This is a genomic window from Lachnoclostridium sp. Marseille-P6806 (assembly GCF_900625025.1).
Lineage (GTDB): Bacteria > Bacillota > Clostridia > Lachnospirales > Lachnospiraceae > CAG-791.
In genome coordinates this window covers 1-4,594 of the sequence record NZ_LR130604.1, presented here as the reverse complement: position 1 = coordinate 4,594, position 4,594 = coordinate 1, and the positions used below count along the sequence as shown (strand labels likewise).

Here is a 4,594-nt window from a genome sequence, read left to right as displayed (position 1 = left end):
ACAAGAGAAAACAAAAGATTTTGTCAAGCTTTCACAAAATAAAAAAAGCCAGCAATTACGCTGGTTTGAGAGATATGGCCTCTGAATAAAGTCCTAAACTATTATAGTGCTAAATCCGAAAGACGGGTCTGAAGCGTGGAATGGGGCGGATGCTCGTCCGTGTGCCAATTATAGCATATCAGGGAGATAAAACAAACATACATTCCGAAAATATGTTCGATTTTTCGATTGACACCCGAATGTGCGTTCGATATAATCGAAGCATCAGAAGAACAGATGTTCGGTGCGCTCGAATGAACGGTTGGCATCTTAAACATCTGCCGGGAGAGTTCAGCCATGACACGCGGGGAGAGAGCGGAGAGAGAAGAGAAGAGGAAAGAAAAGAGATGCAGACGGGTGCGTCAGCTCCGCCGCAGAACGGTGCTTGTAACTGCGGGCATGACGGTTCTTTTCGCGGGCGTTTTGTTCATGCTGTTTGCGACGCGTGCAGAGGCGTCGGACAGAAGCCGGACGGATCAGAAGTATTATACGAGCGTCACCGTTGCCTACGGTGAGGGGATGACGGAGCTTGTGGACCGTTATTACAGCCCGGAGCATTACGGGAGCCGCGAGGAATATGCGGAGGAGGTCTGCTTCATCAATCATCTGGGCAGGGGCGGCGAAGAGAACGTTCTGCGGCCGGGGGATCATGTCATTGTTCCCTATTATTCGGCGGAGCTGCTTCCATAGACAGCAATAACGCATAATACTTTTCATATTTTATATGTTAGAATATTACAGGCGCTCCGGTTTTCTCCGGCATATGCGTCTGTAATTTTTTCATTCATGATCTTCATTCCGGATATTTCACCTTATCCGTCACCCGAGAGCCAAGGAGCGCCGCTTTGAAAATCCGTCCCGATAAGAATCAGGTCACATGGTCGATCACCATTTTTGCCACCGCGGCTGCGGTGCTTGTATTTTACTGCATATTTTTCCGGGCGTCGGCAATCGCCGGAGGCTTTCGTTCGTTCATGAAGATTATGTCGCCTATTCTTTACGGCATCATCATTTCTCTCATTATGTCCCCCATGCTGAACGGCATCGAGCAGCACTGGCTGAAGCCGCATTACCGGAGAAAGGAGCATGTGGCGGACAATGTGCCTCTTGGTCAGAAGAGCCGGAAGAGAATGCGTAAAATTTCTGTTTTTATTACAGAGTCGATACTTATCATGATCTTTGTCGTGCTGATTCTCCTCATTGTTCCGCAGACGATTCGAAGCATACAGGATATCGCCGATCATATCACCGTCTACATTGACAATGCCAACCGCGCGGTCAACAGTCTCTTGGGGGACGGCGCGCAGGAGGACGGATGGCAGATCACGGAAGAGATGAAAGGCGTGCTGCTCAATATCATCAATCATGTGACGGAGTGGCTGAACGGCTTTCTGACAAAGACGGTCCTGCCCAACACCTCCAATATCGTCGTGAAGATTTCCTCGGGCGTCCTGTCGCTCGTGCGGGGTTTCTTTAATGTGATCATCGGGATTATCGTATCCGTTTATCTGCTGTACTCAAAAGAAACCATGGCCGGGCAGTTCAAAAAAATGACATACGCCATTTTCCGCGATCACCATGCGAATATCATCATCGGGGAATTTCGGTATATTCAGCGCACCTTTGTCGGCTATATCAGCGGAAAGATTCTGGATTCCATCATCATCGGGATTCTGTGCTACATCGGCACGGAAATCATCGGCACGCCGTATCCGATGCTTGTCAGCGTCTTTGTGGGCGTGACCAATGTGATTCCTTTTTTCGGCCCCTATATCGGCGCGATTTTCGGACTTGCCATTATTGTGATGATCAATCCGCTGCAGGCGCTGTATTTCCTGATTTTTGTTCTGATTCTCCAGCAGTTTGACGGGAATATACTCGGGCCTAAGATTCTCGGTGATTCCACCGGGCTGTCCAGCTTCTGGGTCATTTTCTCGATCCTGCTGTTCGGAGGGCTGTGGGGCGTTGCAGGCTGGATCATCGGTGTGCCGATCTTCGCGGTGGCGTATCACTGGGCGGTGAAGCTCACGGAACGAAGTCTCCTCAGAAAAGGAATGCCAACGGACACTCACAGCTATATCGAAGCGGCATATATCGAGTACGGAGAAATTCATTCGATGCTTGATGAAAGCGACCGGCGCTATAAGGTCGAGAAAATTGCCAATCCGTGGAAAAAGCTGGCGTTCTGGTCAAAAAAATCCTCTGTGCCGGAGCCGGCTGTTCGGAATGACGTTAAGGGCTCCGATTCGGATGCCGGCGCGGACTGATTTATTCCCGCCCGACTGTTTCTGTTGACAGAAGAGCAGTATGCGTTTATTATGTAATTGCGTAAAATACATGTTTTGCGCAAACATAGTGCGGCCACTATGCGATCTGAGGTGGAAGTATAAAAACATGCTGATGCGCTGATTTTTAATACAGCAATTTGGGCTTCAGCTTCATCATGAGGGATTAAATCATGACAGCGTCAGAAAACCGAGAACTTCCGGATAAGACCCGTAAATCGGAGCCGGAAAAGGAAAAATCCAGAAAACAATATGCCTCGTACAGCTCCGCAGTCCTTGAGGGATATCTGGAAAAGCTCAGGGAATATTATCACAGTATGCCGGATTATGCGGTGGACTATATTCAGAATATCCGCAGCAACATACGTCTGAGCACGACGCTGGCGTATGCGGACGACATATATGATTTTCTGCGTTATCTCTGCGAGGTCAATCCGATGCTGCAGGGAAAAAAGCCGTCGGAAATTCCGCTGAGCGTGATGGATCAGCTTGATTTCCACGATATGGATGAATATATGATTGCGAAGTCTCATTATGAGGTGGTTCACAGAAATCATAAAATAGAGATACGGGAAACCAAGCCGACGCGAAAAGCAAGAATACAGTCCAGTCTGCGTGCTTTTTTTACCTTTCTGCATACGCATTGCTACATTCGTTCCAATCCGGCGGAGGGAATGAAAAAGGTCAGGCTGCAGAAAGATAAAATGATCGACCGACTCGATCTGGAACAGACGCGGAAACTCCTTGACACGGTTCGTAACACAGAGCTTTCCAATCCGAAAGCACGGAGCCGCTCAGAGCACACTCAGTATCGGGATACGGCCATTTTGACGCTTCTTATCAATACGGGGATTCGTGTATCGGAGCTGGTCGGGCTGAATCTCCGGGATGTTGATTTTGAAAGCCGTGAAATTGTTGTGATACGGAAAGGCGGAAAGCCGGACAATGTCTTCTTTAATGACGAGACGGCGGCGGCGCTCTTTGACTATGTGAAGCTGGAACGGCCAAATTATGCAGAGCCGGATGAGGATGCGCTGTTTCTTTCGACACGCCGGGAACGGATGGCAGTACGAAGCATACAGGCAATGTTAAAAAAATATGGGCGGGAAGCGATTCCTCTGAAGAAAACGCTGTCCCCCCATAAATTGCGCAAAACCTATGGAACTCTGCTCTATGAACACACCGGAGACATCCGTCTGGTGGCGGATGTTCTGGGGCATACGGATATTGCGGTTACAAGCAGGCATTATGTCGATACATCGCTGCGGAGAAAAGCGGATGCGGGACATATGAATCTGTTTGATAAGGAGCCATAGCTTCGGACCCTTGATCGTAGAGCTTCGGAGGCTTGCTATAAGTTTCGGCTCATATCATCCTTTGCTCACCCTTTGGACGTCTTTTTTTCCTCAAAATCGTCGACGAGCTGTGTGATGAGCTTGGTGGAACCGTCGATTCCGAATGTTGACGAGCTGATGGTGAAATTATAGCTGTCGGCCCGGCCCCACTTTTTGGAGGAATAATAATTATAGTAGCTCTGGCGCTGCTTATCCTTTTTGCTCATGAATTCGCGGGCTTTCTGCTCCGTAGTGATATCGTCGAAGCGATTCATGATATAGCGGATCTTGAAGTCCTCGGATGCGTGGATAAACAGATGGAGCGCATTCGGATTGTCCGCCAGCGCATAGTCGGCGCAACGGCCGACAATCACGCAGGGGCCCTCTGCGGCGATGCGTTTGATGGTCTCGAACTGCGCCAGAAAGACTTTCTGACTGATGGGCATATCGACAAAGGATGACGCATTGTAGCCAAAGGAATAGGTGTCCATGACAAGATTGTACAGGAACGAGTTGGTGGGACGCTCGTCATGCTGCTGTATCATTTCCTTGCAGAAGCCGGATTCGCTGGCCGCACGGGAAAGAAGTTCTTTGTCATAGCATTTCACACCGTAATACTCCGCAAGCTTCTCTCCGATCTCATGTCCGCCAGAGCCGAACTGGCGGCCGATGGTAATGATAGTATTCATATAATTCCTCCTTTGTCTACCTTTGAGTATAGAATACACCAGAATTGCGCATAAGGCTATGCAAAAAATTGATAGCGTCAAGTTACTGTAGGACAGTAAGTGTCAGATCAAGCACCCTGTCCATTGAAAACTATATATCCCAGAGATGCCAGCGAATGGCCGCCGTCTTTCTGGCTGTTCCGTCTGCTATGGATGCACGAAATACCTCACTGTATTTCCCAAGCTCTCCGCGATGGCTGTTCTCACT

The 4,594-nt window shown here is 48.9% G+C and carries 4 protein-coding genes; 3 read left to right on the top strand and 1 reads right to left on the bottom strand.

Annotation, left to right across the window (positions count from 1 at the left end; genetic code table 11):
* Positions 1-336 precede the first annotated feature (336 nt).
* From E0E20_RS13740 to E0E20_RS13730, 3 genes are all read left to right on the top strand, one after another.
* On the top strand, positions 337-729 hold the full coding sequence (locus E0E20_RS13740; protein WP_130838730.1) for a hypothetical protein: 393 nt from the start codon (positions 337-339) through the stop codon (positions 727-729).
* Between the two features lie 155 nt (positions 730-884).
* The gene (locus E0E20_RS13735) at positions 885-2,306 is read left to right on the top strand and encodes an AI-2E family transporter (protein ID WP_130838729.1); all 1,422 of its coding nucleotides are present in this window, start codon (positions 885-887) and stop codon (positions 2,304-2,306) included.
* Positions 2,307-2,497: 191 nt separating this feature from the next.
* A complete protein-coding gene (locus E0E20_RS13730; RefSeq protein WP_130838728.1) occupies positions 2,498-3,640 on the top strand; it encodes a tyrosine-type recombinase/integrase in 1,143 nt (380 codons plus the stop codon).
* Between the two features lie 65 nt (positions 3,641-3,705).
* Here E0E20_RS13730 and E0E20_RS13725 read toward each other — a convergent pair whose 3' ends face one another.
* Positions 3,706-4,347, bottom strand: a complete 642-nt coding sequence (locus E0E20_RS13725) for a cytidylate kinase-like family protein (protein WP_130838727.1) — start codon at positions 4,345-4,347, stop codon at positions 3,706-3,708.
* Positions 4,348-4,594 lie beyond the last annotated feature (247 nt).

What these genes read in the sequence shown, in the direction of transcription:
- E0E20_RS13740 (WP_130838730.1), top strand. Translation starts at nt 337, where the DNA reads ATGACACGCGGGGAGAGAGCGGAGAGAGAAGAGAAGAGGAAAGAAAAG.
- E0E20_RS13730 (WP_130838728.1), top strand. Translation starts at nt 2,498, where the DNA reads ATGACAGCGTCAGAAAACCGAGAACTTCCGGATAAGACCCGTAAATCG.
- E0E20_RS13725 (WP_130838727.1), bottom strand. Translation starts at nt 4,347, where the DNA reads ATGAATACTATCATTACCATCGGCCGCCAGTTCGGCTCTGGCGGACAT.